The following is a 25,028-nucleotide window of genomic DNA, read 5'->3' on the forward strand; positions in this document are numbered from 1 at the left end:
GCACTCACGGGCGAAGCCTGGGCCCGACGGCGGTGAGGGAGCCCGGGGCTCGCCCCTTCCCCCAACCGAGCTTTTCGCGGTACCGGCCGATGTGCTCGCGTGGGATGTCCTGCCCGTCGATGAGCGGGGTGGACTGCGGATCCACGTAGAGCGCGTCGACGGGGCAGTACGCCTCGCACATGAAGCACGTCTGGCAGTCCGACTGCCGCGCGATCACGGGGATCCCGGTATCGGTGCGGTCGAACACGTTGGTGGGGCACGCGTCGACGCACTTGTCGCAGCCGATGCACGCGTCGGCCAGCAGCAGTTCGATCACGAGGCCACTCGCAACAGGCCGCTGTGCGCCGCGCCGGTCGCGGTCCAGACGTCATCGAGTCCGCCGGTGAGGATGTGGTGGTGCTGCGCGGGATCGAGGTCGGGATAGTCGGCGCGCTTGCTCATTCCGCGGGTTTCCGTCCGCGCGAGCGTCGAGTGGTACATCCACCGGCCCACCGCGGTGATCGCCGCGGCCTGACGGGTACGGACCCGCTCGTCCCCGGAGTCGCCGCCGAGCCCCAGCGACAGCGCCGTCCACAGCGACTCCAGTTCGTCGAGCGCGCCCTGCACCCGGACGCCGTCCCGCAGGTAGTTCTTCTCGTACGGGATGAGCTCGGCCTGGGCGGCAGCGACGACGGCGGACGCCGCCAGCCCCGACCGTTGCGTGGGCCGCAGACCGGCCCGGCCCGCGGGGCGGAGTTCGCCTGCCGGCACCCGACGTTCGGTTCGGGCGAACCGCGCGGCCCCGGTGCCCGCCCAGCTGCCGGACGACATCGCCCACGCCGAGTTGTGGCTGCCGCCGCCGGTGAAGCCGCCGCAGATGCGTTCGCGGGTGGCGGCGTCGCCTGCGGCGAACAGTCCGGGCACGGAGGTGGCGCAGGTGTCGTCGACGACGTCGATGCCGCCCGTTCCGCGCACCGTGCCCTCGGCGAGCATGCTGACCTCGAAGCGGTCGGTGAACGGGTTGATGCCGCGACGGTCGAACTGCAGGAAGAAGTTGGGCTGGCCGAGCCGCATCTGGCGCTGCACTTCGCCGTCGGCACGGTCGAGCTGTGCGAACACCGGCTCGGACAGCAGCGTTCTCGCGATCACCGACCGCCCCTTGGTGGAGCCGGCCCCCTCGAGGACGCGTCCGTCGGCATGGAAGAACGTGGCGTAGCCGTAGTAGGCGGTTTTCGTGATGGTGGAGTTGGCGGGGACGATCGCGTACGCGTTGGAGAACTCCATGCCGGAGAACGTGGCACCCACCTCGGCGGCCATCAGCGCGCCGTCGCCGGTGTCGACATTCGTGCCCAGCGCGCGGGACAGGAACGCGCAGCCGCCGCTCGCGATGACGACGGCGCCCGCGGTGATCCGGTAGTCGCGGTCGTCCCGGCGCTGGTAGCCGGCGGCGCCGCGAACCTGGCCGTCGGTGTCGACGAGCAGTTCGAGGGCCGGTGAGTGGTCGAGGATCCGGACGCCCGCCTTCTTGATCCACGCCCGCATCCGGCGCATGTATTCGGGACCTTGGAGTCCGGTGCGGATCTGCCTGCCGGTGTCGGGATCGATGGGGAACGGGTAGCGGCCTTCCTCGGCGAGGAGGTTCATGTTCGTGTACGTCTGGTCGAGGACGCGGTCCATCCAGTGGTGGTCGGCGAGATGTCCGCCGAGCGTTTCGCGGCTGGCCTTGGCCGTCGCCCGCGCCGACGGGTCGGGGTCGACGTACCAGACGCCGGTGCCCGAAGGCGCGGTCGCGCCGCTGGTTCCGCAGTACCCCTTGTCGACGAGGACGACGTCCGCCCCGGATTGCCGTGCGCGCAGCGCCGCCCACGTGCCGGCGGGGCCGCCGCCGATGACGAGGACATCGGTGCTCAGGTCGAGAAGTTCGGTCATGAAGGGCGCTCCTGTCGAGGCGGAACTACGGCCCTTCAACGCTTCCCCACATCAGGGCCGTCCGCCATCGTCAGAATCAGCGTGAGCTGAACACAGGCGGCTCCGCCGCCCGTGCGCCTTTCTGGTTGTCCCAACTACCAAAAAGGCGCACGGGCGCTATGCGCCTTTGCCGTAGTCGACACTCAGCCAGTGCTCCGGCCGCATGCGGATGACGATCGCGTTGTCGTCGTACGCCTGCTCGACGAATCCGTCGACCTCTTCGGCGGGCAGGTAGCGGGCGGCGAGTCCGCGGACGACGTCGGCCGTGGGTGCTTCGTCGAACTCCGCCGGACCTTCGACGCTGACGTACCGGTACGGCGGCTTCTCGTCCTGAGCGACGAGGCTGAAGCGGCCGGCGGCGCGGATCAGCCGCTCCTTCAGCGAACCGCGCCCGGTCCACACGTATGGTTGGCCGCCGGGTTCGTAGCCGTACCAGATGGGCACGGCGAGTGGGGCGCGTCCGTCGCGGTCGACGGCGATCACCCCCACGTGCACGTCGGCGAGGAACTTCTCGCGCTGCTCACTGGTCATCGACAACTGCGACATGTCAGTCTCCGCTCTGGTGTTCGGGTTTCGACGGTGGTGCGGGGTCGAGCAGCTGGGCGAGGTGTTGCGACGATCGGGACGGGTCGAGCTGCCGTACCTGCATGTGGCAGCTGAATCCGTCGGTCAGCACGACTGCGTCTTCGGGACTGTCGCGCAGCGCGGGTGCGAGGGCCTGTTCCGCCACCTGCATGCTGAGGTCGTAGTGGTCGGCCTCGAACCCGAAGTTTCCTGCGACGCCGCAGCATCCGGTGGCCTCCCGCACACGCTCGACTCCGACCGCCTGCAGAGCCTTGCGCTGGGCGGCCGCGCCGAACACCGCGTATTCATGACAATGGGTCTGCACTGTCACGTCGTCGGGCAGCGTCACGCTCGGGGACCATCCCGCCTCGGTGCGTTCGAGGACCGCACCGGCGAAGCTCCGGATCCGGTCGGCGACGCGTCGTGCGGCGTCGGTGTGGACGAGTTCGGGCAGGTCCTTGCGGAACGCGGCGGCGCAGCTGGGTTCGAGGACGACGATGGGACGGTCGGTACCGTCGTCGAGGAGTTCGGCCGCCCTGGCGAGGGTCTTCTTGCCCTGCTTCAGCTGTCCGGTGGAGATCCAGGTGAGCCCGCAGCAGACGTCGCTGCGGCACTGCGAGCTCAGGCCCGCCTCGGCGAGTACCCGCGTCGCGGCGCCGACCACCTCGGGGCGGAACCCCCGGGTGAACGTGTCGGCGAGCACCACGACATCCGCGGCACCGTTCTGCGACGTCTCCCCGACCTCGCGGCGGATCTGCTTGCGGGACGCGAACTCCGGCATCGACCGATGCGGGGTGAGACCGCCCAGTTTGGCCGCGACCTTCGCCAGCCGGCCTGCGGTCAGCCGATTCACCACGGGGGCGGAGCGTTCGGCGACCTTCAGCCACACCGGCAGCCAGCCGAGGGAGTAGTGCGACAGCGGACGCACCCGGCCGCGGTAGTGGTGGTCGAGGAATTCGGACTTGTACGTGGCCATGTCGACCCCCACCGGGCAGTCGGTGGAGCACGCCTTGCAGGACAGGCAGAGGTCGAGGGATTCCTTGACGTCCTCGGAGCGCCATCCGTCGGCGACGGTCGGCGAATTGCGGACCATCTCCTGCAGGGCGCGGGCCCGGCCGCGGGTGGAGTCCTTCTCGTCGCCGGTCGCGCGGAAGCTGGGGCACATCACCCCGCCGGTCGACGCGCGGCAGCGGCCCACCCCGATGCACCCCTGGACGGCGTGGACGAACGGCGCGACGGGGACGTCGCTGGTGGGGGTGAGATCGAATGTGGTCTGCCACGCCCGCGGATTCACGCCGTCGAGGGCGAGGCTGCCCAGCAGCGGTTCGGGGTCGACGATGCTGCCCGGGTTCAGCACGGCCGCCGGATCCCAGAGCCGCTTGAACGTCGCGAATGCCGCCATCATGGTGGGGGTGTACATGATCGGCAGCAGCGCCGACCGTGCGCGACCGTCGCCGTGCTCCCCCGACATCGATCCCCCGAATCGCACGCACAGTTCGGCGGCGCGGTGGATGAACCGCGACATCACGTCCCGGCCCGACTCGGTGCGCTGGTCGAAGTCGATGCGGATGTGCATGCAGCCGGCGCCGAAGTGTCCGTACATGACGCCGGTGAGGCCGAATTCGGCGAGCAGGGCCTTGATGTCGACGAGGTAGTCGGCGAGCTGGTCGGGTGCGACGGCGGAATCCTCCCAGCCCGTCCAGGATTCGCCGCCCTCGACGAGTCGGGCGGACAGTCCGGCGCCGTCCTCGCGCACCCGCCACAGCGACGCGCGTTCGGCCGGGTCCCCGACCACCCGCGAGTCGACGAGCCGTCCGGCGGCCCGCAGTTTCGAGACGAGTTCGGCCCCGCGCAGTTTCACTTCGGCGAGATCCTCGCCGTCGAGGTCGACGTACAGCCAGGCCGCGCCGTCGGGCAGGCCGACCACGGAGTCGGCGCCGCGCAAATGCCGCATGGTGTCGACGATCGCCGAATCGATGCCCTCGATCGCGGCGGGCGAGTACTCGAGGATCAGTGCGTTGTCGCGGGCCGCGTCCACCACGTCGCGGTAGCCGAGGCACAGCAGCATCGCCGCGGGCGGCACCGGCACCAGCGCGACGGTCGCGGCCACGATCACCGCGCACGTGCCCTCGCTCCCCACCAGGGCGCGGGCGACGTCGAAGCCGTTCTCGGGCAGCAGGTTCGCCAGGTGGAACCCGGACACCTGACGTGGGATCCGGCCGAGTTCGAGCCGGAAGTCGCCGAGGTGCTCCTGAGTCAGTTCACCCAGTCCGGCGGCGATCCGCGCGGCCTCGCTCACCGCGAATGCGTCGTGAGGATCGGTGGCCCGCAGCCCGTCGCGAGTCGCTGTCAGGCGGTGCCCGTTTGCGGTCACCAGCTCGAGTGCGACGACGTGATCGGACGTGCGGCCGTAGCGGACGGAGTGATTGCCGCAGGCGTCGTTGCCGATCGCGCCGCCGACGGTCGCGCGGGACTTGCTGGACGGGTCGGGCGCGAAGGTGAACGCGCCGTCCGTCGCCAGTTGCACCTGCTTCTGCAAGTCGGTGAGGACGATGCCGGGTTCGACGACGGCCGTGCGGGCGGACGCGTCGACGGCCCGCACCCGGTTCATGTACCGGGAGAAGTCGAGCACCACTCCCCTGCCGACTGCGTTGCCCGCAAGCGACGTCCCACCGCCGCGGCTGGTGATCGGAATGCCGCGGTCGGTGCAGGCCCGGACGATCGCCACCACATCGGCGGCGGTCCGCGGAAAGGCCACTGCCAGCGGCGGCACCCGGTAGTTGGACGCGTCGAAGGAGTATTCGGCGCGCCGACGCGTTCCGATGTCGAGCTCGATGCCCTGCCCGGCGAGCGCGGCATGTAGATCGGCGGCGCGGGTCAGCTCAGACACGCGCAGCCGTGCCTTCGGAGTCAGCAACCGGAATTCTCGTCAGCGCGGCCATGGCTACATCGTCGAGGCGCCCCCGAAGATTGTCAACAATCCACTCCGTGAGCCGGTACGGTACGGAGGGGTGAGCGTCGTGCGAACGTCTTCGCCCCCGCAGCGGCGGTCTGCTGTGCGGGTGGGCGCCGCCGCGTGGGTGCTCATCGCCCTGTATTTCCTCGCGGAGGTCGTGACCGCGCGCGCCTGGCCGCGGCCGTACGTGGTGCGGACCAATTCGGTCAGCAACCTGGGAGTCACGGGCTGCGACGGTTCCGCGGCCCAGGTCGCCGCCGTCCGGCTCTGCTCGCCGCTGCACGCGGTGATCAACAGCGCGTTCGTGCTGACGGGTGTGCTCATCCTCGTCGGGGCGGTGTGTCTGCGGGAGTTTCTGCCACCGGGACGGCTCAGGCTCGTCGCGCTGGCACTGTTCGCCGTGGCCGCCGTCAGCGCCGCCCTGACGGGTGTCATCCCGATCAACGTGGACGCCCACCTGCACCAGATCGTCGCGACCCCGACGTTTTTCGCGCGCAACGCCGCGATGGTCGTCGTCGCGATCGGGCTCTACCCGCGGTGGCGCGGCTTCGCACTGTGGACGGGACTCTGCAGCGTCGTCGGGGTCCTCGGCATGGCGGCGATCCTTCTGCCCGGCGCACCGTTCGGCATCACCGAGCGCCTGGCGCTCTACCCGTTCACGGTGTGGGTCGTGACCGCCGGGATCGCCGCGCTCCGCACCCGTGCGCCTTTCTGGTTGTCCTGACTACCAAAAGGGCGCACAGGGGGCGGGAGGTGCCACCATGGAGTGATGTCCACAGCCCTCACTCATGCCGCCGCCGCGCAGCAGTTCGCGGAGAACGGCCGCATTTCGATCGAACCCAATCACAAGCGCATCCGGGTGTTCTTCGGCGGCCGGGTGGTCGCCGACACCACGCGGTCGGTGTACTTGTTCGAGAAGGGACACCTGCCCGTCTACTACATCCCCCGCGACGACGTGGACTTCGACCTCCTCGAGCCCGTCGACGCCACCACGACCTGCCCGTGGAAGGGCAAGGCGCGGTACTGGGATCTCGTCGTCGGCGACCGCAGCGCGGAACAGTCCGTGTGGGGTTACGACGTGAAGCTGGACGACTCCCTCGACCTCAGCCCGTACGTCGCGTTCTACTGGCACCGGATGGACGCCTGGTACGAGGAGGATCAGCAGGTGTTCGTCCACGCCCGCGACCCGTACGTCCGCGTCGACGTGCTGCCGTCGTCCCGGCACGTCGAGGTGTACATCGGCGACACGCTGGTGGCCGACACGACCCGCCCGCGACTGCTGTTCGAGACGTCGCTGCCGGTGCGCTACTACGTTCCCCGCATCGACGTGCGGTCCGAATTCTTCGCCGCCTCCGACACGCGGACGTCCTGCCCGTACAAGGGGACGGCGTCGTATCTGTCGTTCACCGGGTCCGAGAACACCGAACCGGTCGAGGACGTCGCCTGGTTCTACCCGTTCACCACCGCCGAGGCGTCGGGCATCGACGACCACGTGTCGTTCTACCCCGACCGCGTGAAGATCGTCGTCGACGGCGTACCGGTGGAGAGCTAGCGGGCCGGCAGCGGCGGCAGTTCCAGATTGTCCCGGAACGTGCCGCCCACGTAGTCGTCGCCGACGGTCCCGCGGCGCCGCAGTTCGGGCAGCAGCCCGTTGACGACGAAGTCCCGGGTCCGTTCCTCGGCGAGCCCGCCGAGGGAGATGACGTCGAGGACGCCCGCGTCGTAGCGTTCCTGGACGGCGTCGGCGAGTTGTTCGGGTGTTCCCGCGACCGCCCAGTGACCGGTGTCCTTGGACGCGATGATCAGCTCCCGCAAGGTCCGCCCGGTCGCGGCGAGGCGGCTGAAGATCTCGACCCGGCCGCGGCGGCGATTCACCGACCGGACGTCGGGCAGGACGTCCGCGGGGATCGGCTTGTCGAGCGGCAGCCCGGACAGGTCGATGTCGCCGCCGAGCATGTCTTCCAGCCGGATCCGGCCGGCGTCGAGGTCGGTGGCCTCCTCCTGTTCTCGGACCAGCCGTCGCACCTCCTCCTCGGACGCGCCGTAGGTGGCGTGGAACGAACTCATGATCAGCGGCAGCCCGTCGGCCCGGCCGAGTTCGGCGGCGCGCGCCCGGATGCCCTTGGTGTAGGTGACGGCGTCCTCGAGGGTGGGCAGCGATGTGAACACGACCTCCGCGAACCGGGCGCCGAGTTCGACGCCGGCCGCGGATTGGCCGGCCTGGAACTGCACGGGACGGCGCTGCGGCAACGGCGGGATGTTCAGCGGACCCTTCACCGTGAAGTACGTGCCGGCGTGGTCGATCGGCCGCACGCGGTCGGCGTCGAGTGTGGTGCCCCCGGCGCCGTCGGACGTCAGCGCCCCGGGTTGCCAGCTGTCGAACAGCGCATTGATCACCTCGAGGGATTCGGTGGCGCGGGCGTAGCGTTCCTCGGGGCTCGGCAGGTCGCGGTCGCTGTAGTTCTCCTCCCCCAATGACGACGTGACGGCGTTCCAGGCGGCGCGGCCGTTGCTGACGTGGTCGAGGGTGCCGAACAGTCGCGCGAGGTTGTAGGGATGGTGGAACGTGGTGGTCACAGTCGCGATCAGCCCGACATGCGAGGTCACGGCACTGAGCGCCGACAGGAAGATCAGCGGTTCCTGTGCGCCGATCGCGCCCTGCGCCCCGAAGCTCAGCCGGTCGGCGGCGAACAGCGCATCGAATTTGTTCGCCTCGGCGATCTTCGCGATGTCGATCGAGGATGCGACGGTCGACTGCTGCGGGTCGATGGCGGCGGCATAGGTGCTCACGGCACCGCCGACTCCCGTGACCGTCTTCAGCGGCCGGCGACGTGAGGTGCTCATCGTCGAAGCCTAGGAACGACGGTCCGGCCGGCCCAGCGTTTGGATCAGCCGGATTCTGACCGTCCACGGGGCGTTGCGGTTACCGTCGGGGTGTGCTGTTCTCGCAGATCGTCGCGACGTCCCGGGACGTGGGGGCCACCCGCTCGCGCAAGGTGAAGGTCGCGACGCTGCGCGAGGCGCTCACCCGACTCGAGCAGGCCGAGGTGGAACCGGTGGTGGCGTGGCTGTCCGGGGAGCTGCGGCAGGGCCGGATCGGAATCGGCTGGCGGACAGTCGCGGACATTCCCGCCACTCCCGCCGACGTCGCAGCCGTCACCGTGTCCGAGGTCGACGGGACCATCTCCGCCGTCGCCGAGGTGTCCGGCTCCGGATCGGCCGCACGCCGTCGCGAACTGCTCGCGGACCTGTTCGCCCGCACCACCGCCGACGAGCGGGACTTCCTGCTGCGACTGCTCACCGGCGACCTCCGCCAGGGCGCGCTCGAGGGGGTGATGACCGATGCGATCGCGGCGGCCGCCGACCTTCCGATCGAGCCGGTGCGCCGGGCGTTCATGCTGTCGGGACGCCTGCCCGCAACCGCGGTCGCCGCGTTCGACGGCGGCGTCGATGCCCTCACTGCGTTCCGGCTGGAGGTGGGCCGTCCGGTCCGGCCGATGCTGGCCTCCCCTGCCGAATCGCTCGCCGACGCGTGGTCCGAACTCGGCGGCGACGTCAGCGTCGAATACAAACTCGACGGCGCGCGGATCCAGGTGCACCGCAACGGCGACGAGGTACGCATCTTCACTCGCACTCTGCGTGAGATCACCGGCAGCGTGCCCGAACTCGTCGCACTCGTCGCCCGGCTGCCGTGCACGTCGGCGGTGTTCGACGGGGAGACGCTGGCGCTCACCGACAGTGGCCGCCCCCGGCCGTTCCAGGAGACGATGAGCCGCTTCGGTGCCGAGTCCGCCCGCGACCTGCTGCTGCACCCCTACTTCTTCGACTGCCTGCACCTCGACGGCGTCGACCTTCTCGACTCACCGCTGGAGGAGCGGCTGAAGGCGCTGGAACGCGTTGCCCCGCAACACCGCATCCCCGGGCTGATCCGTCCCGACAGCGAGGGGGCCGCGACCCATTTCGACGACGCACTCGCCGCCGGGCACGAGGGCGTGATGGTCAAGTCGCTCACCGCGCCGTACGCGGCGGGACGGCGCGGCCGCGCCTGGCAGAAGGTGAAACCCGAGCACACCCTCGACCTGGTGGTGCTCGGCGCCGAATGGGGGTACGGGCGTCGCACCGGCTACCTGTCCAACCTGCACCTCGGCGCGCGCGACCCCGACGGCGGCGCACCGATCATGGTGGGCAAGACGTTCAAGGGGCTCACCGACGCGCTGCTGCAGTGGCAGACGGACGAATTCCCGCGCCACGAACGCGCCCGCGACGACCACACCGTGTACCTGCACCCCGACCTCGTCGTGGAGATCGAACTCGACGGCGTCCAGGTGAGCACGCGTTACCCCGGCGGGCTCGCGCTGCGATTCGCGCGGGTCCTGCGCTACCGTCCCGACAAGACGGCCGCCGACGCCGACACCATCGACGCCGTCAGGTCCCTGCTGCCGGGGTGAGTGCTCGTCCTGCGTGGCGCGCGCCGGGGCGGTAGCCTCCCCGGCAGAACAAGTCGCCGTGCCGCGAGGGGGTCGACCAGTGACATTCGTGTCCCGCTTGGTGCCGTCCCTGGTCACACGCACCGTCGAGAAGGCCACCGCCGCCGCCGAGCGGCCCGTCCGCATCGCCGTGTGTACCGTCACCGTGCCGATCGAGGTGGCGAAGACGTCGTTCCACATCCTCCGGCTCACCGAGGAACTTCTGGAGGAGGTCGTGTACCTGCTGCGGACGATGCGGCCGGTGGTCGAGGCGGTGAGCACCACCCGGCAGTCCGAGAATGTCGACACGATGGTCCGCACGCTCGAACAGATCCAGCAGTCGGCCGACGCGATCGCCCGGACCCCGATCAACGTCGCGCGGAGTGTGTTCGCACCGGCCCGGCCGTCACCCGACGAGGTCGACCGTCACCCCACGATCATCGATGCCGAACCGCCGGCGCCTCCCGGGCTGGCGATCCGCATCGCGTCGATCACCGTGACGGCGCCGAGCATCACGTTCGGGCGGCCGAACCGCTGAGCGGGGCTACGCTCGTATGGTGTCCGAACACATCCTCGTCACCGGTGGATCGCGCGGCATCGGCGCCGCGGTGGTGCGTCTCGCGGTCCAGCGCGGCTACCAGGTGACGTTCACGTTCCAGCACGACGAGGAGGCCGCCGAGCACCTGGTGCACCACTGCGGTATCCGCGCCACCGCGGTGCGGGCCGATGTGCGCGATGCCGCACTGGCCGCCGCCGTGGTGGGCGCGGCCGACGAGCGCGGGCAACTGACCGCGGTGGTCAACAACGCGGGGACCACCGGCCCGCTCGGCACGTTCCTCACCACTCCGGACGCGGCGCTGCGGGAGGTGTTCGACGTCAACGTCTTCGGTGTCCTGAACTACGCCCGCGCCGCGGCCGAGCAATGGGTCCGGGAGGGGCGTCCCGGCGTCATCGTCAACCTCAGTTCGGTCGCGGCAGGAACCGGCGCACCGGGCGAGTACGTCGGATATGCGGCGTCGAAGGCCGCCGTCGACAGTGTCACGACGGGACTCGGGCGGGAACTGGCGAGCGCGAACATCCGGGTGGTCGGCGTCGCTCCGGGTACGACGGCCACCGACATTCACGCCGCGGCAGGCGACCCGGGACGGCCCGACCGAGTGGCAGGCAGGGTGCCACTCGGCCGGGTCGCGCAGCCGGAGGAGATCGCCGAGGCGGTGCTGTGGGCACTGTCCCACCAGGCGTCCTATGTCACGGCCACGACCATCGCCGTCGCCGGCGGTCTGTGAGCTACCGCGCCCGCGAGCCGACCCGCGGGACGAGCATCGGCACCCGCGTGCGGTAGGTGCGGTAGTCGTCGCCGAACGTGTCGACCAGGTCGTGCTCCTCGAAGCGCACCGCGACCAGGATGAAGCCGGTGGTCCCGACGGCGAACAGCAGCCTCCCCCAGGTCATCGTCGGTGCCACCCAGAACGCGATGATGAAACCGGCATACAGCGGGTGCCGGATCACCCGGTACAGCATGGGTGTCCGAAAGTGGCTGGGCAGAGCCGACTTCCCGCTCTGGTTGCGGAGAACCTGGCGCAGGCCGAACAGATCGAAGTGGTCGATCGCGAACGTCGCGGCCAGCACGAGGGCGTATCCGCCGAGCGAGACGACATACAGGGCGACGCGGACCCAGTTCGTCTCCACGTCCCAGATCTGGTCGGGCAGCGTACGCCATTGCCACATCAGCAACGCCAGCGCGGCCGTCGCGAACAAGACGTAGGTGGACCGCTCCATCGGCTCCGGGACGATCCTGGTCCAGCGTTTCTTGAACCAGGGCCTGGCCATCACCGAATGCTGCATGGCGAAGATCGTCAGCAGCACCACGTCGACGACCACGGCGACCGCAACGGGGGCATCGGGTCCGTCGTTGATCGTGTGGGGCACCACGAGCCCCTCGACCCATCCGATCGCGTACACGAACACGACCAGGAACGCGAGGTAGACGACCGTTCCGTACGCCGTCATCAGGCTGCGGGCGACCGCGTGGGGGCGGTGCGCCTGCTGTGCTTCGACCATCTCGGCCATGGTGTTCTCTCCGATCGCAGTGTTCGTCCCCCGACCCACCGAAGTCTCCGACCGGGCGAGGGGCGCGACCAGTAACCCTGGGGTGCGATTGTCCGCACCCCGATCGCCCCGCGAATCGTGTCGGGGCGGCCCACTACCCTGTGGGCATGCTGCCTGGGGAGTTCCGTGACATCGACGTGGCGTCGATCAAGTCGGTCCTCGGCACCACCACGTACAACCGCGGCGAGGGGTACGCCCTGGACCATGCGGTCGTGGACATGGCGTGGGATCCGGGCACCAAGGAGTTGTGGGGCGCAGTGGCGGGCACCGCGCCGGAGCCGTATTCCACGTCGGCGTTCCTCGCGTCGGTCCCGGGCCGCATCGTATATCGGTACGGGCTCTGCACGTGCCCGGTCGGGATGAACTGCAAGCACGTCGCCGCCCTGCTGATCACGGCCATGAGACTGGCGAAGTCCGAGGCCGAGGCGGCGGTCGCCCCCACCTGGGAACGCTCACTCGGCTCCCTGCTCGAGCCGACCGATCCATTCGGTGATTCCGGACGGTGTTCGCCGCTCGCCATCCAGTTCCGGGTCTCGGCGTCGGCCGGAAACTCGGCACCGCAACTGCTGGTACGACCCGTGCAGCCGGGTTCGAAGGGCTGGATCGCCGGCGGGCTGGCGTGGAACAAGTTGGGCAGCCACTATCAGCATCCCGCCGAGCAGATCCGCGTGCTGCACGAGATCCATTTGCTGTCCGGCGGGGGTCTGAACTATCGCCGCCAGAACCACACCGATCTCGACCTCGGGGTTTTTCCCAGCCGCCAGCTGTGGTCGCTGCTCGACGAGGCCGCCCGGGTGGGTATCGAGCTTCTCCACTCCTCCAAGCGCCTCGGCGCACTCGCCCCGTTCCGCTCGGCGGACGTCTGCCTCGACGCCACCCGCGACGGCGCCACCGACGCGCTTGTCGTGCGACCGGTGCTCCGCGTCGACGGCGAACCCGTCCACGCAGCGACCGTCGGCTTCATCGGCCTCCGGGCTCACGGCCTGTTCTACGTCGACGCCGGCGAGCGCATTCACCTCGCGCGGCTCGACTCCCCCGTGCCCGCCCCGTTGCAGGATCTGGTGCGCCGCCGCACGCCCATTGAGGTGCCCGCCGCCGAGGAGTCCCGGTTCCTGACGGACTTCCTGCCGAAGCTGCGTAACCTGGCCACGATCATCTCCTCGGACGGCTCGTTCGTCCCACCCGCGATCTCCGAGCCGACGCTCGTGATGCGGGCGTCGTATCTGCCCGACCACCAGGTCACCGTCGACTGGGAATGGCTCTACACCGTCGGGGACGACGAGCACCGCGCGCCGCTCTCGGCCCGCACACCCGACGACGAGTACCGGGACGCCGCCCGCGAACAGGCACTGCTCGACGAGCTCGACATCACCTGGGACAGATACGGTTTGGGTTCGAGCGGGCCGGAGTCGACGGCGCTGCGCGGACTCGACACGATGCGGTTCACCACCGAAGTCCTGCCCCTGCTGGGCGGCAAGTCCGACGTGTCGGTCGATGTCGTGGGCGAACCGGCCGACTACCGGGAGGCCGGTGATTCCCTGGCCATCGCAGTCTCCACCACCGCGTCCGAGGGCGGCACCGACTGGTTCGACCTCGGCGTCACCCTCACCGTGGAGGGCCGGGACGTTCCGTTCGACCAGATCTTCTCCGCACTGGCCGCGGGAAAGACCGAACTGCTGCTTCCCGACGGCGCCTACTTCTCCCTCGACAAGCCCGAACTCCACACGCTGCGGAAACTGATCGACGAGGCGCGGGCCCTGCGCGACCGCTCCGACGGGACGCTGCGGCTCAGCCGGTTCCAGGCGAGCCTGTGGGACGAGTTCGCGGCGCTCGGCACCGTCGAACGTCAGGCAACGGCGTGGCGGCAGCAGGTCGACGGCCTGCTGACACCGAGCACCGTCGAACCCGTGGACGCCCCGGGCACGCTCGACGCCCAGCTGCGCCCCTACCAGCTGGAGGGGTTCCGCTGGCTGGCGTTCCTGTGGGGGCACGGGCTCGGCGGCATCCTCGCCGACGACATGGGACTCGGCAAGACGCTGCAGGCGCTCGCCCTGATCTGCCATGCGCGGCAGTCGAACCCGGCCGCGCCGCCGTTCCTCATCGTCGCCCCCACCAGTGTGGTGTCGAACTGGGAGTCCGAATCGGCCCGCTTCGCTCCGGGCGCGACTGTCGTCGCGATCGCGGACACCCTGAAACGCCGCAAGGTTCCGCTCGGCGACCTGGTGCAGGGCACCGACATCGTCGTCACCTCTTACACCCTGTTCCGCCTCGAGTTCGAGGCGTACGCGGAGTGCACGTGGTCGGGGTTGATCCTCGACGAGGCGCAGTTCACCAAGAACCATCAGTCCAAGATCTACCAGTGCGTCCGCCGGCTCGAGACGCCGTTCAAGCTGGCGATCACCGGCACGCCGATGGAGAACAATCTCATGGAGCTGTGGTCGCTGCTGTCGATCACCGCCCCGGGACTGTTCCCGAATCCGGCCCGGTTCACCGACTACTACCGCAAGCCGATCGAGAAGCAAGGCGACGCCGAACTTCTCGCGCAGCTGCGCCGCCGCGTCAAACCGCTGATGCTGCGCCGCACCAAAGAGCAAGTGGTGAAGGACCTTCCGGCCAAGCAGGAGCAGGTACTCGACGTCGAGCTGCACCCGAAGCACCGCAAGGTCTACGACACTCACCTGCAGCGTGAGCGGCAGAAAATCCTCGGCCTGCTCGCCGACGTCGACAAGAACCGCTTCACCATCCTGCAGTCGCTCACCCTGCTGCGGCAGCTGAGCCTCGACGCCGGACTCGTCGACGACGAGTACCACGACGTCCCGTCCGCCAAGGTCGACGCCCTGCTCGAGCAGCTCGCCGACGTCGTCGCCGGCGGTCACCGGGCGCTGGTGTTCAGCCAGTTCACCGGATTCCTCGGGAAGGTCCGCGACCGGCTGGACGACGCGGGAATCGCGCACGCCTACCTCGACGGCGCCACCCGGCGCCGCGGCGATGTGCTCCGCGATTTCAAGGAGGGCGACGCCCCGGTCTTCCTGATCAGCCTCAAGGCCGGCGGCTTCGGGCTGAACCTCACGGAGGCCGATTACTGCTTCATCCTCGACCCGTGGTGGAACCCGGCCACCGAGGCGCAGGCCGTCGACCGCGCGCATCGGATCGGGCAGACCCGCAACGTGATGGTGTACCGGCTGATCGCGAAAGACACGATCGAAGACAAGGTGATGGCGCTGAAGGCGAAGAAGTCGGCGCTGTTCTCCAGTGTGATGGACGCCGACACCCTGCTCAGCTCCAGCCTCGACGCCGACGACCTCCGCGGGTTGTTCGAGTAGTCCCGAGCAAGCCGGTGTGTCGGCGTCTGGGTAATGTCCGATCCATGCCTCGTTACACGATTGCCCTGCGGAACAACGCCACGCCGGACGCGCCGGCGTCCGTGAGCCGCCATGTGCCGTTCTACTGCGCGCACGAGGCGGCGGGTGCGGCGTGGAAGCGGGCGCTCGTCGAGGCGTGCGGCGACCTGCTCGACCCGGTCACGCAGACCGCCGTGGTGAACGTCGTCAGCAACTTCGGGCGCGAACTGTTCACCGGCGACGCGGACATCGTCGTCACCCTGGACCGGATCGGCAGCACCTCGCTGACCTTCCTGATCACCATCCACCAGGACGGTGTGCAGGCCGCGGAGCTGACCGTCGTACTCGTGCACCTCGATTCGAGCCGGGTGAACTCGGCGCCGTGGTCGCCGGCGCAGATCGCGGCGCTCGAGGCGTTGCGGAGCACTCCGGCCGTCGCCTGACCTCGATCGATCGAAGTTTCAACGACGCCTGATCTGGGCATTTGATGGTTATGAGTATCGAAGACGGGCCCGGTGACACGCTGAGTCCCAGCGAGAGCCTGGACTCCGACGACGTGCGGAACAACGACGGCGATGACGTCGTCGATCCGCCCGACGGGTGGAGTGAGGCCGACAAGTTCGGTACCACGTTGCGCGAGGAGCGCGAGGGCGAGTCGCTGGACGAGAAGCTGTCGGAGGAGGAGCCCGACACCCCGCTGGAGGAGCAGGCTGAGGTGTCGTTGGCGGATCTGCCCGACGACGAGTTGACCGAGGACGTCGACCGGGTCATCGACGACGAGGAGATCGACATTCCGGTGTTCGGCACCAAGCATGCGCACGTGGTCGAGGGTGTCATCGTGGAGGACTCGCGCACCGACCGCGGCCAGATCGACGGGTCGGCGGAGGATGGCGACTCGTTCTTCACGGTCCTGGACTGAGCTCACCGGAAACGGGGCCTACACTGGCACTGTTCGCACTCGCGACCATCACCGGAAAGGCCCGACATCACTCAATCCTCCGCTCCGCATGACGTCTACTTCGTACCCCCGGAGCAGGAGACCGCCGACGCTGTCGCGCACGCCTCCGCCGCCGCGTCGTCGCGGTTGCGGGACCGCCCCGACGTCGTCCGGTTCAAGGGCCGGTTCGCCCTTTCGATCACACATACGACGCCGCACGAGGCGATGGTCGAGGACCTGCTGTTCGTCCGCGACGTCCTCGACGCGGCGGGCATCGAGTACCTGCTGGTGCGGGGCAACGACGAACGCCCGGTGATCGCGATCAACTGGGCGCAGCGCAAGGCGTTGCGGGCCGCTCTCGTCGCCGCGTGCGAGGACCGCCCGTTCTACTCCAAGACCGTCGACGCCAAGGGTCCGGCGGTCCTGATCTCCGACGGCACCCTGTCGGCGACGTCGAAGGCCCGCATCTTCCGCCTGTTCCGGCCGCGGGTGCACCTGGCGAGTGGTCTGAGTTACGGGGCGTCGACGGGCGTGCAGATCGAGCTGTGGTCGATCAGCGACGACGAGATCGTGCTGCCGATGGAGAACTCGCTGACCCGGCGTGTGGTGCGGTCGGAGGAGGCGGTCCGCGGCACCGTCGAGCGGTTCGGGCGGGTGTGGCCCACCATCGAGAACATGTTCGCCGACCACGCGTCGGACATCAATTTCGACGTCGACCTGGTGTTCTCCTGGGTCGATGGGTCGTCCGCGGAATTCCAGGCGCAGCGCGCGAAGCGGATGCAGAACTACGTCGTCGGGGAGGGTGACGATTCCGCCGCCCGGTACCGGCAGATCGACGAACTGAAGTACGCGCTGCGGTCGGTGCACATGTATGCGCCGTGGATCCGGCGCATCTTCGTGGCCACCGATTCCGACCGTCCGGCATGGCTCGCCGACGACCCGCGGGTCACGTTCGTGCAGAGCGAGGAGTTCTTCGCCGACCCGTCGGTGCTGCCAACCCACAACTCGCAGGCCGTGGAATGCCAGCTGCACCACATCCCCGGTCTGGCGGAGCATTTCCTGTACTCCAACGACGACATGTTCTTCGGCCGCGCGGTGGGCCCGCAGATGTTCTTCTCCCCCGGCGGCATCACGATGTTCATCGAGGCGACCACGCGAATCGGGCTGGGCCACAACGACGACGAGCGCAGCGGCTTCGAGAACGCGGCCCGCGTCAACCGCCGGCTGCTGCAGGACCGGTTCGGTCTGATGACCACCCGCCACCTCGAACACGCCGCCACCCCGCTCCGCAAGAGCGTGATGGAGGAGATGGAGAAGGAGTTCCCCGACGAGTTCGCCGCCACGGCCGCAAGCACTTTCCGTGCCAGCTCCAACATCTCGGTGACCAACTCGCTGTATCACTACTACGCGTTGATGAGTGGCCGCGCGGTGGTGCAGACGGCGGCGCGGGTGAAGTACGTCGACACCACCATGAGGTCGGGGCTACGCGACATGGATTCGCTGCTCGCGAAGCGGTCGATGGACTTCTTCTGTCTCAACGACGGCAGCGCACCCGAGATCGACCTGGAGTTGCGGACCCGGAAGGTGACGCAGTTCCTGGAGAACTACTTCCCGATCCCGGCACCGTGGGAGACCGGGATCTGATCAGACGGCGGGAAACGCGTCTTCCGGGCGCTCGCCCTCGTCGTAGACCGTTGCGGGAGAACCGATGAGGAGCGGGTCGGGGGTGCCGACCACCCGCGGGTCCTTGCCGGTGTAGTCGAATTTGTGGAGCACCCAGCGGATCGCCTCGATCCGGGCGCGCTTCTTGTCGTTCGATTTCACGACCGTCCACGGCGCCTGCGGGGTGTCGGTGTAGAAGAGCATCGCCTCTTTGGCCTCGGTGTAGGCGTCCCACTTGTCGAGGCTCGCGAGGTCGGTGGGCGACAGCTTCCACTGTTTGACGGGGTCGGTGCTGCGGGAGACGAACCGGGCGTGCTGTTCCTCCCGGCCCACCGAGAACCAGAACTTGATGATGTGGATGCCCGACTGCACGAGCATCCGCTCGAACTCCGGCGCCGACCGGGTGAACTCCAGGTACTCGTTTGGGGTGCAGTAGCCCATGACGCGTTCGACACCGGCCCTGTTGTACCAGGAGCGGTCCATCATCACGATCTCCCCGCCCGCGGGCAGGTGCTGGACGTACCGCTGGAAGTACCACTGGGTGCGTTCGCGTTCGGTGGGCTTCTCCAGCGCCACCACCCGCGCGCCACGAGGGTTGAGGTGTTCGGTGAACCGCTTGATCGCGCCACCCTTGCCGGCCGCGTCCCGGCCCTCGAAGATGATGACGACCTTCTCGCCGTTCTCCTTCACCCACGCCTGGAACTTGAGCAACTCGATCTGCAGTTTCCGCTTGCGGTTCTCGTACTGCCGCCGCGTCATCTTCGCGTCGTACGGGTACCCGTGCCGCCACGGCTGGTCGGTGTCGTCGATGGCGTGTTTGCGGCCGGACTTGCGCAGCAATTCACCGATCTCGTCGATCTCCGGTGTCACGTCGATCTGGTCGGCACGCGCGAGTTCGAAGGCAGTGGGATCGTGCAACTCGTCCATTCCCAAAGGTTACCGCCCCGACGCTGCGCCGTCCGGTCTCATGAGATCGTGGACTGCATGAGCATCGACCACATCGTTTCCGCGCTCGACTCGAAGGTTGCGGCCGAACTCGCGGCCGCCCTCGACGGGTCACCGCTGGTCACCCTCGACGGAACGGTGCTGCCCGATCCCGCGCGCGACGCCGTGCTCGAACTGCTCACGCTCCTCGCGGACGGTCAGAGCGTGGCGCTCGGGGCGGTCGCGGATCTGCTGACCACGTCGCAGGCCGCGGAGATCCTCGGCGTCTCCGACACCTATGTGCGCCGGCTCGCCGACTCGAACGCGCTGCCGATCGAGATGCGGGGCACCCACCGCCGGTTCCGGCTCTCCGACGTCATGGCCTACCGGGAGAAGTTTCCGCGCACGAGCTGATCACGGTCGGCCGGTGCGACCGCGGCCTCGCCGTCCGGAATCCGCACGCCCTCGGCCACGAGCCGCCGCGCGGTTTCCTCGGCGGTGACGTATTCGCCGACGGTGTCGTAGCTGCCGATCGGGACCACCGAATGCACCACCGTCTCCGGGTACACGTGCACGAGGTTGTAGCCCTGGGCGCCGTCGCGTCCGCGCAGCGCCCCGGCCGGGACGTTGAGGTCCTGGGTGTAGCAGGTGGCGGACGCGACGGAAACGGGGATCCCCGCGAATGTCGCCGTCGTCGAGTAGTGCAGGTGTCCGGCGAGGATCGACCGGACGTCGCTGCCGCGGAGCACGTCGGCGAGGCGCGGCTGGTCGCGCAGTTCCACCAGCACCGCGAGGTCGAGGACGCACGGCACCGGCGGGTGGTGCAGCGCGAGGATGGATCCGTGGGGTGCCGGGATCGCGAGCTGCTGTGCCAGCCAGATCAATTGGCTCTCGGAGATCTCCCCGTGGTGGTGCCCGGGGACGGTCGTGTCGAGGGTGATGATGCGCAGCCCGTCGACGTCGTGGACGTGGTCGACCGGCTCATACGTCGGTTCCTGCCCGAGCAGTTCGGCCCGGAAGTGGCCGCGGTCGTCGTGGTTGCCCATCGCCCAGATCACCTGCGCACCGAGCGTCGCGGCCACCGGTTCGACGATCTCCCGCAGTTTCTCGTATGCGCCCGGCTGACCGCGGTCTGTGAGGTCGCCAGTGAACACAAGTGCGTCCGGGCGGGCGTGCGACGCCTCGATCTCGGTGACGATCTGCCGCAGGGTGGCCTCGCTGTCGACGGCCCCGTACAGCAGGTCGTCGTCGACCAGATGGGTGTCGCTGAGGTGCAGCACCACGTGCGACGGTCGCGGATACTCGGCCGTCCGTATGTCGGCTGCCTCGGTGCCGCTCATCGGTCTCTCGCTTCCGCTCGCCCCGACGGGGGCAGGTGCCCGGGTGGACGCCACTGTTCGTTCACCCTAGCCAAGCGCACTCGGGTCACTGCCCGGGGCACGCGCGGTGGCCGGACGGTGAACGGTGGGGCATCAGTTTCGTGCGTGGTGCGGTGTGCGCGTCTCCGGGCCGGCGGGCGGGATCATCGCGGCGAGGTTGGCTTGGGCCTCGAAGCGGGCGCGCTCGTCGCCGTCGTCCGACGCCGCCGCGTCCTTGGCCGCCGCGAGGAACGGGCGGACCAGGTCGAGCGGCATCGGGAAGACGACCGTGGAGCTGTTCTCGTTGCCCATGGCGCTGAGGGTCTGCAGGTAGCGCAGCTGCAGGGTGGTGGGGTTGCGGCTGATGACGTCGGCGGCCTCGACGAGTTTCGCGGACGCCTGGAACTCGGCCTCGGCGTTGATGATCTTGGCACGGCGCTCGCGTTCGGCCTCGGCCTGCCGGGCGATGGCCCGCTGCATGTTGGTGGGGATCTCGACGTCCTTGATCTCGACGGTGGTGACCTTCACGCCCCACGGCTCGGTCTGCTGGTCGATGACCTTCTGCAGGTCTTCGTTGAGGCGTTCCCGCTCGCCGAGGAGGGCGTCGAGGTCGGCCTTGCCGAGGATCGAGCGCAGGGTGGTCTGGGCGATCTGCAGGGTGGCGGCGAAGAAGTCCTCGACCTCGACGATGGCCTTGTCTGCGTCGACCACCCGGAAGTAGGCGACGGCGGTGACCTTGGCCGGCACGTTGTCATGGGTGATCACTTCCTGGACGGGGATCTTTAGCGTCACCGTCCGCAGGCTGACCCGTTCCATCCGGTCGATCGCCGGGATCAGCAGCACCAGCCCCGGGCCCTTCAGGTCGACGAGCCGGCCCAGCCGGAACACGACGGCCCGCTCGTACTCCCGGAGCACCCGGATCGAGCTGCTCGCGACGACGGCAAGGAGGGTGATGACGACGCACAGGATGACGATGATGGTGGTCATAGCTCGAGCTCCCAAGGTTCGCGTCGGCGCACGGTGAGGGTGAGTCCGCGGATCTGCTCGACGATGACGGAATCGCCCGCGGTCGGCGTCTCGTCGTCCCCGAACAGGGTTTGCGCCCTCCACAGGCTTCCGGCGGCCTCGACCTGACCCTGCCGGCCCTTCCAGTTGCGGACGGTGGCGTCGGATCCGATGAGGGATTGCATTCCGGTGCGCACCGGTGAGTGCCCGGCGGCGAGTGCCTTTCGGCCGCCCACCACGGCGAGGCCGACACCGACCACTGCGACTCCCGCGGCCGCCGGGATGGCGATCATCTGTGCGGTGTCGCTGGACGTGAACAGCAGCCACACCCCGGCGCCGACGAAAAGTGCCCCGAGCCCGCCGAGCACACCCGCGGTCGGTGCGTGTGCCTCGACGACGATCAACAGCACACCCAGCACCAGCGCCAGTACGCCCAACGCGGTCATCTCGCATCACCCACGATCACGCTTCGCGAGGACCCGGTCGCACTCGCATAGCCACTCGGCGATCGAGCCCTCAGTTCAACGGTAAGCGCAGGTGGGCGGCAATGCCACCGGCAATTCCCGACGGCGTACCGTTCAACGAATGACCAACACTGATCATGGAGATCCCGGCGACGCCCCGACCGTCCCGCCGCCGCTGTCGGAGGTCGCGAACCCGGCCCGCCCGTCCGCCGCCGAGGAGGCCCGGACGGTCGCGGCCACGACGAACGTAGGCACCCTCGCGAGCCTGACCAGGGAGGGTGACCCGTGGGCGTCGTTCATCACCTACGGCCTGCTCGACGGCTCCCCCGTGCTGTGTGTGTCGCAGATGGCCGAGCACGGCCGCAACCTCGCGCACGATCCGCGCGCCAGCATCGCGATCGTCGCGCCGAATCCGCCGTCCGATCCGCTGGCCAGCACCCGCATCACCCTCGCCGGGTACGTCTACCGCCCGGAAGGCGACGAACTCGCCGCCGCCCGGGAGGCACACCTGGCGGCCGTCCCGGCGGCGCACGTCTACATCGACTTCAGCGACTTCTCGCTCTGGGTGCTGCGGGTGCAGCGTGTGCGGTGGGTCGGCGGCTACGGGCGAATGGACTCGGCGAGCGAAGAGGACTACGCCGCGGCGACAGCAGACCCCGTCACCCCGCATGCCGGCCGGGCGATCGAGCACCTCAACGCCGACCACGTGGACGCCCTGCGCGCGATGGCCCAGGCGCTCGGCGGCTTCCCCGACGCGAAGACGGTCACCTGCGAGGGAGCCGACCGCTACGGACTGGACCTGCGCGTCACCACCCCGCGCGGCGTGGCCGTGACCCGGGTCGGATACGCGGAGCCACTCGACTCCGCCGACCAGTTGCGTGCGGCGACAGTCGCTTTGACCGAGAAGGCCAGGGCACTGACCGGTCGCTGACGGGGCAACCCTCCCCGGCCGAGTTGCCTCGCTGAGAGCGGCGAGCTTCGTGCTCGCCGCTCTCGTGCATCGCCGGGTTACCTCAGCGGGAGTCCGCTCTTGTCCTTCGGCTCGCCTGCGAGGAGCATGATGCCATCGATGACGGGCCAGATCCACGCGACGAAGAGCCACATTCCGAGGCTGACCACCGTCAGCACGATGTTCACGATCAGCATGGCGAATCCCAGCCCGGTGTGGCCGGCGTAGAAGCGACCCGCGCCGAAGTAACCGAAGAAGATGCTCAGCAGGCCGGCGGCGAGCTTCGTCTTGTGCGAGTACGGCAATCCCGTCACGGGGTGGTACCCGTACGCTGCCGGCTGTTGCAGGCCTGATCTTTGGCCGAAATTCTGGGCGGGATGCGCGAAGGGCTGCTGCGGTTGGTCGCCGTAGGGGTACTGGGGCTGGGTCATGGAGTGCCGTCCTTCGACGATGTGAGTGTGGAGCTGGACCTAAGGGCTGGGTGAACAGGCTCTGTCGACCGAATCGACACCATCCCCTACGACTGAACACATCGCAGTTCGTTCACCGCTCACTTGTTAACACCGAGCGCACGGCCGCGGTATCGGTTGCCTGACCGTATCTCTCGGGCACACGCATCAACCTCCAGGATTCTGACCGGCGCCCAAGCACTCCGACCCCCGGGCGTAGTGTTCCCTCGGTGACAAGACTCGACCCCGTCGACGTGGCCGGTCGCGTGGTGCAGCTGCTCGAGTCCGGGCGGCGTGAGTCGACGTACAAACTGGCGACTTTGCTCGCGCTCGTCGACATTTGCGTGGAGAACACGGCCGCACCGGACGGCAGCCTGACGGTGCCGATCAACGAGATTACGCATCGGATCGTCGCGTACTACTGGCCTCAGGTTCGCGTCTTCAACGAACGTGGGCGACTGTCCCAGAACAAGAGCGGCCGATCCGTACCGGACCGAATCGCCGACGTCCGCGTCCAGCTGGCTGCGGTGAATTTGAGAACTGCCGAGGCCGCACGGGAAGCCGACCATCCCGCCTATAGGCGACTCATCCGTTCCCTGCGACTCACCATCGCGCAGCAACCGCTCACGCACCTTCAAACGGTCCCGCACGTGCGCAACGGTGGCACGCGGGACGACTTCCTCTTCGACGCATCCGGTTTCCACAAGAAGATGACGTTGGACGAGGTCGACCAGATCGGCACGATCACTCTGCGGCCCGGCATACCGGAGGGCCTGCGGCGCACATCCGCACTTCTTCGCACCTTCATCCGGACCGCATGGACCCAGGACGTCGTCACCTTCAACCGCGCCGAACTCGACGCGGAAGACCTGGACGGCTTCTTGTTCGGCGCAGATCGATCTGCGTTGCGGTCCCTAGTGGAACCATTGCGTGACCTCCAGGACGATCTCTGTTTCTACTGCGGCGGGCGCATGGCGGCCGTCGTCCATATCGATCACGTCATGGCGTGGTCCGTGATCCCGATCGACGGTGTCGCCAACCTGGTCGCGGCCGACAGCCGCTGCAACCTCGACAAGTCGGCGAGCATCCCCGTCCGCGCGCACGTCGACCGCGCACTCGAACGATCGCACCTCGCAGAGGTCGCGCGCACAACACGAGTTCCGCTGTTGCACCGTCGAACGTCGTCTGCGGCAGCCGGCGTGTTCGGGTCCTTGCCCTCCGGGTCACTTCTCTGGCGCGGCGTTCGGGACTACGAATCGCTCGCTTGACCGCGTCCACCGGCATTCCCTTCGCGCTGCACTGCCAGCACCGGAGGTTCGCCGATGAACGTCGCGTCGAGTCTGATCGTGTCGCCCGACATCTGGGTCGGTGGGCGATGAATGTCGACGCGTCGAGAGCATCGCCCGCATCGACGCCGGCCGGACCCTACCGGCGCCGTGCTGCGGGCACGGCGACGTTCCGTGAGTGCCGCCGACCGGTGGAGGGTGGGCGGATGCGCCGATTCCGCCACATGTGAGTACTTATTAACGTCGGGAGGTTAATAAGTACTCACAGGCGCCGGAGGCGCACGTATCCTCGGCGCCGTGAGATCACCGAATCGTGCGGCGCTCGAGGCCCTGGTCGCGGAGGCCACAGTCGACTGCTACAACGAGAGCGAATGCGTCACCGGGTTCTACACCATGCTCGACGAGCATCTCGACATGCCGTTCCAGACCGAGGTGCTCGGTGCCCAGGTCACCGTGGCCGGCGTCGACCTGACCGACGAGAACATCGTGGCGATCTGCACCCGTGGCCGGTCGCGCCAGCGCATCCGAATCCTCGATCTGCCGTTGCCGACACCTCCGCCCGACGGTGCGCAGTGGATCGACGCATACCGCCACTGGCTGCGATAGAGAGG

24 protein-coding genes are annotated in these 25,028 nt (G+C 68.7%); 13 read left to right on the forward strand and 11 right to left on the reverse strand.

Features of this window, described 5'->3' with window-relative positions:
- Positions 1 to 4 precede the first annotated feature (4 nt).
- The 4 genes from ROP_RS06615 to ROP_RS06630 form a co-directional block, all read right to left on the reverse strand.
- Positions 5 to 316: a 4Fe-4S dicluster domain-containing protein gene (locus ROP_RS06615; RefSeq protein ID WP_012688556.1), complete on the reverse strand. Its 312-nt coding sequence runs from the start codon at positions 314 to 316 to the stop codon at positions 5 to 7.
- Positions 313 to 1,908, reverse strand: a complete 1,596-nt coding sequence (locus tag ROP_RS06620) for an FAD-dependent oxidoreductase (protein ID WP_012688557.1) — start codon at positions 1,906 to 1,908, stop codon at positions 313 to 315. Before ROP_RS06620 ends, ROP_RS06615 begins: the two co-directional genes overlap by 4 nt.
- Before the next feature lie 156 nt (positions 1,909 to 2,064).
- Positions 2,065 to 2,493 carry a pyridoxamine 5'-phosphate oxidase family protein gene (locus tag ROP_RS06625; RefSeq protein ID WP_012688558.1) on the reverse strand — a complete coding sequence of 143 codons (429 nt, stop codon included), beginning with the start codon at positions 2,491 to 2,493 and terminating at the stop codon, positions 2,065 to 2,067.
- A 1-nt stretch (position 2,494) separates the two neighbouring features.
- Positions 2,495 to 5,401 carry an FAD-binding and (Fe-S)-binding domain-containing protein gene (locus ROP_RS06630; RefSeq protein ID WP_012688559.1) on the reverse strand — a complete coding sequence of 969 codons (2,907 nt, stop codon included), beginning with the start codon at positions 5,399 to 5,401 and terminating at the stop codon, positions 2,495 to 2,497.
- Between the two features lie 130 nt (positions 5,402 to 5,531).
- Between ROP_RS06630 and ROP_RS06635 the strand changes: the two genes are divergently transcribed.
- Positions 5,532 to 6,191 carry a DUF998 domain-containing protein gene (locus tag ROP_RS06635; protein ID WP_012688560.1) on the forward strand — a complete coding sequence of 220 codons (660 nt, stop codon included), beginning with the start codon at positions 5,532 to 5,534 and terminating at the stop codon, positions 6,189 to 6,191.
- Positions 6,192 to 6,236: 45 nt separating this feature from the next.
- Positions 6,237 to 7,019, forward strand: a complete 783-nt coding sequence (locus tag ROP_RS06640) for a DUF427 domain-containing protein (protein ID WP_043824319.1) — start codon at positions 6,237 to 6,239, stop codon at positions 7,017 to 7,019.
- On the opposite strand, the gene ROP_RS06645 is transcribed toward ROP_RS06640, so the two are convergent.
- Entirely contained in the window at positions 7,016 to 8,311 is a 1,296-nt protein-coding gene (locus ROP_RS06645) for an NtaA/DmoA family FMN-dependent monooxygenase (RefSeq protein WP_012688562.1), read from the reverse strand. The two genes, ROP_RS06640 and ROP_RS06645, sit on opposite strands and share 4 nt — an antisense overlap.
- Before the next feature lie 92 nt (positions 8,312 to 8,403).
- Here ROP_RS06645 and ROP_RS06650 point away from each other — a divergent pair, with 92 nt between their 5' ends.
- From ROP_RS06650 to ROP_RS06660, 3 genes are all read left to right on the forward strand, one after another.
- Positions 8,404 to 9,915 carry an ATP-dependent DNA ligase gene (locus tag ROP_RS06650; protein ID WP_012688563.1) on the forward strand — a complete coding sequence of 504 codons (1,512 nt, stop codon included), beginning with the start codon at positions 8,404 to 8,406 and terminating at the stop codon, positions 9,913 to 9,915.
- A 79-nt stretch (positions 9,916 to 9,994) separates the two neighbouring features.
- Positions 9,995 to 10,471 carry a hypothetical protein gene (locus tag ROP_RS06655; protein WP_012688564.1) on the forward strand — a complete coding sequence of 159 codons (477 nt, stop codon included), beginning with the start codon at positions 9,995 to 9,997 and terminating at the stop codon, positions 10,469 to 10,471.
- Positions 10,472 to 10,490: 19 nt separating this feature from the next.
- The gene (locus ROP_RS06660; protein WP_043826300.1) at positions 10,491 to 11,219 is read left to right on the forward strand and encodes an SDR family oxidoreductase; all 729 of its coding nucleotides are present in this window, start codon (positions 10,491 to 10,493) and stop codon (positions 11,217 to 11,219) included.
- Between the two features lies 1 nt (position 11,220).
- Here the strand turns inward: ROP_RS06660 and mddA are convergent, their stop codons facing one another.
- On the reverse strand, positions 11,221 to 12,003 hold the full coding sequence (gene mddA / locus ROP_RS06665) for a methanethiol S-methyltransferase (protein ID WP_012688566.1): 783 nt from the start codon (positions 12,001 to 12,003) through the stop codon (positions 11,221 to 11,223).
- Between the two features lie 146 nt (positions 12,004 to 12,149).
- Between mddA and ROP_RS06670 the strand changes: the two genes are divergently transcribed.
- The 4 genes from ROP_RS06670 to ROP_RS06685 all read left to right on the forward strand — a co-directional run bounded on the left by ROP_RS06670 (position 12,150) and on the right by ROP_RS06685 (position 17,964).
- Positions 12,150 to 15,365 (forward strand): DEAD/DEAH box helicase, encoded by a 3,216-nt coding sequence (locus tag ROP_RS06670; RefSeq protein WP_043824323.1) that lies wholly within the window; start codon positions 12,150 to 12,152, stop codon positions 15,363 to 15,365.
- Positions 15,366 to 15,409: 44 nt separating this feature from the next.
- Positions 15,410 to 15,826: an acyl-CoA thioesterase gene (locus ROP_RS06675; protein WP_043824326.1), complete on the forward strand. Its 417-nt coding sequence runs from the start codon at positions 15,410 to 15,412 to the stop codon at positions 15,824 to 15,826.
- Between the two features lie 44 nt (positions 15,827 to 15,870).
- Positions 15,871 to 16,302 (forward strand): hypothetical protein, encoded by a 432-nt coding sequence (locus ROP_RS06680; protein WP_012688569.1) that lies wholly within the window; start codon positions 15,871 to 15,873, stop codon positions 16,300 to 16,302.
- Between the two features lie 165 nt (positions 16,303 to 16,467).
- Entirely contained in the window at positions 16,468 to 17,964 is a 1,497-nt protein-coding gene (locus ROP_RS06685; protein WP_012688570.1) for a stealth family protein, read from the forward strand.
- On the opposite strand, the gene ppk2 is transcribed toward ROP_RS06685, so the two are convergent.
- On the reverse strand, positions 17,965 to 18,909 hold the full coding sequence (ppk2, locus tag ROP_RS06690; RefSeq protein WP_012688571.1) for a polyphosphate kinase 2: 945 nt from the start codon (positions 18,907 to 18,909) through the stop codon (positions 17,965 to 17,967).
- 57 nt (positions 18,910 to 18,966) lie between these two features.
- On the opposite strand from ppk2, the gene ROP_RS06695 reads away from it, so the two are divergent.
- Positions 18,967 to 19,320 (forward strand): helix-turn-helix domain-containing protein, encoded by a 354-nt coding sequence (locus tag ROP_RS06695; RefSeq protein WP_043824330.1) that lies wholly within the window; start codon positions 18,967 to 18,969, stop codon positions 19,318 to 19,320.
- On the opposite strand, the gene ROP_RS06700 is transcribed toward ROP_RS06695, so the two are convergent.
- The 3 genes from ROP_RS06700 to ROP_RS06710 form a co-directional block, all read right to left on the reverse strand.
- Entirely contained in the window at positions 19,290 to 20,246 is a 957-nt protein-coding gene (locus ROP_RS06700) for a phosphodiesterase (RefSeq protein ID WP_012688573.1), read from the reverse strand. The genes ROP_RS06695 and ROP_RS06700 overlap by 31 nt on opposite strands.
- Before the next feature lie 132 nt (positions 20,247 to 20,378).
- A complete protein-coding gene (locus tag ROP_RS06705) occupies positions 20,379 to 21,251 on the reverse strand; it encodes a slipin family protein (protein ID WP_012688574.1) in 873 nt (290 codons plus the stop codon).
- Positions 21,248 to 21,715, reverse strand: a complete 468-nt coding sequence (locus ROP_RS06710) for an NfeD family protein (protein WP_012688575.1) — start codon at positions 21,713 to 21,715, stop codon at positions 21,248 to 21,250. Before ROP_RS06710 ends, ROP_RS06705 begins: the two co-directional genes overlap by 4 nt.
- Before the next feature lie 139 nt (positions 21,716 to 21,854).
- Here ROP_RS06710 and ROP_RS06715 point away from each other — a divergent pair, with 139 nt between their 5' ends.
- Positions 21,855 to 22,664, forward strand: a complete 810-nt coding sequence (locus ROP_RS06715) for a HugZ family protein (RefSeq protein ID WP_012688576.1) — start codon at positions 21,855 to 21,857, stop codon at positions 22,662 to 22,664.
- Between the two features lie 77 nt (positions 22,665 to 22,741).
- Here the strand turns inward: ROP_RS06715 and ROP_RS06720 are convergent, their stop codons facing one another.
- Positions 22,742 to 23,113, reverse strand: a complete 372-nt coding sequence (locus ROP_RS06720; RefSeq protein WP_012688577.1) for a TM2 domain-containing protein — start codon at positions 23,111 to 23,113, stop codon at positions 22,742 to 22,744.
- Positions 23,114 to 23,361: 248 nt separating this feature from the next.
- On the opposite strand from ROP_RS06720, the gene ROP_RS06725 reads away from it, so the two are divergent.
- Positions 23,362 to 24,399 (forward strand): HNH endonuclease, encoded by a 1,038-nt coding sequence (locus ROP_RS06725; RefSeq protein WP_012688578.1) that lies wholly within the window; start codon positions 23,362 to 23,364, stop codon positions 24,397 to 24,399.
- Between the two features lie 315 nt (positions 24,400 to 24,714).
- A complete protein-coding gene (locus ROP_RS06730; protein WP_012688579.1) occupies positions 24,715 to 25,023 on the forward strand; it encodes a calcium-binding protein in 309 nt (102 codons plus the stop codon).
- The last annotated feature ends 5 nt before the right edge of the window (positions 25,024 to 25,028 follow it).

The sequence above is a fragment of the Rhodococcus opacus B4 genome (genome assembly GCF_000010805.1).
GTDB classification, from domain to species: Bacteria; Actinomycetota; Actinomycetes; order Mycobacteriales; family Mycobacteriaceae; genus Rhodococcus_F; species Rhodococcus_F opacus_C.

Bases quoted from the DNA above. Each gene is read 5' to 3' on its own strand.
- ROP_RS06620 (WP_012688557.1), bottom strand. From the start codon at position 1,908: ATGACCGAACTTCTCGACCTGAGCACCGATGTCCTCGTCATCGGCGGC.
- ROP_RS06625 (WP_012688558.1), bottom strand. From the start codon at position 2,493: ATGTCGCAGTTGTCGATGACCAGTGAGCAGCGCGAGAAGTTCCTCGCC.
- ROP_RS06640 (WP_043824319.1), top strand. From the start codon at position 6,237: ATGTCCACAGCCCTCACTCATGCCGCCGCCGCGCAGCAGTTCGCGGAG.
- ROP_RS06645 (WP_012688562.1), bottom strand. From the start codon at position 8,311: ATGAGCACCTCACGTCGCCGGCCGCTGAAGACGGTCACGGGAGTCGGC.
- mddA (WP_012688566.1), bottom strand. From the start codon at position 12,003: ATGGCCGAGATGGTCGAAGCACAGCAGGCGCACCGCCCCCACGCGGTC.
- ROP_RS06670 (WP_043824323.1), top strand. From the start codon at position 12,150: ATGCTGCCTGGGGAGTTCCGTGACATCGACGTGGCGTCGATCAAGTCG.
- ROP_RS06675 (WP_043824326.1), top strand. From the start codon at position 15,410: ATGCCTCGTTACACGATTGCCCTGCGGAACAACGCCACGCCGGACGCG.
- ROP_RS06680 (WP_012688569.1), top strand. From the start codon at position 15,871: ATGGTTATGAGTATCGAAGACGGGCCCGGTGACACGCTGAGTCCCAGC.
- ppk2 (WP_012688571.1), bottom strand. From the start codon at position 18,909: ATGGACGAGTTGCACGATCCCACTGCCTTCGAACTCGCGCGTGCCGAC.
- ROP_RS06695 (WP_043824330.1), top strand. From the start codon at position 18,967: ATGAGCATCGACCACATCGTTTCCGCGCTCGACTCGAAGGTTGCGGCC.
- ROP_RS06700 (WP_012688573.1), bottom strand. From the start codon at position 20,246: ATGAGCGGCACCGAGGCAGCCGACATACGGACGGCCGAGTATCCGCGA.
- ROP_RS06705 (WP_012688574.1), bottom strand. From the start codon at position 21,251: ATGACCACCATCATCGTCATCCTGTGCGTCGTCATCACCCTCCTTGCC.
- ROP_RS06710 (WP_012688575.1), bottom strand. From the start codon at position 21,715: ATGACCGCGTTGGGCGTACTGGCGCTGGTGCTGGGTGTGCTGTTGATC.
- ROP_RS06715 (WP_012688576.1), top strand. From the start codon at position 21,855: ATGACCAACACTGATCATGGAGATCCCGGCGACGCCCCGACCGTCCCG.
- ROP_RS06720 (WP_012688577.1), bottom strand. From the start codon at position 23,113: ATGACCCAGCCCCAGTACCCCTACGGCGACCAACCGCAGCAGCCCTTC.